Consider the following 273-nt stretch of genomic DNA (forward strand, 5'->3'; position numbering starts at 1 on the left):
CGCCGCGTCGACGAGGGGCCGACCGCCGCGGCGGCGGGTGAACCGGATGGCGGACTCGCTGGATGTGGACCGGGCGCGGCTGCTGGGGTGGACGCTGTTCCGGGCAGTGGAGTCGGGTGTACGGGCGCTTCGGGCGGGGCGCCGCCAGGACGGCGAACTCCTCCTGGAATTCGCGGGCTGGCTGTAGCCCCCTCAATCGCCGGAGCGCCCTTACTTGCCCAGGTGGGCATTTCAAGCCCCTCCCTCGCTTGAGGACAAGCGGCCGCAGGCCGC

General features: G+C 72.9%; 1 protein-coding gene. It reads left to right on the plus strand.

Features of this window, described 5'->3' with window-relative positions:
* On the plus strand, positions 1-187 hold a 187-nt coding region (locus J0695_RS42300; protein WP_242553822.1), incomplete at its 5' end, for an aminoglycoside phosphotransferase family protein.
* Positions 188-273 lie beyond the last annotated feature (86 nt).

The sequence above is a fragment of the Streptomyces beijiangensis genome, assembly GCF_017315755.1.
Classification (GTDB): domain Bacteria; phylum Actinomycetota; class Actinomycetes; order Streptomycetales; family Streptomycetaceae; genus Streptomyces; species Streptomyces beijiangensis.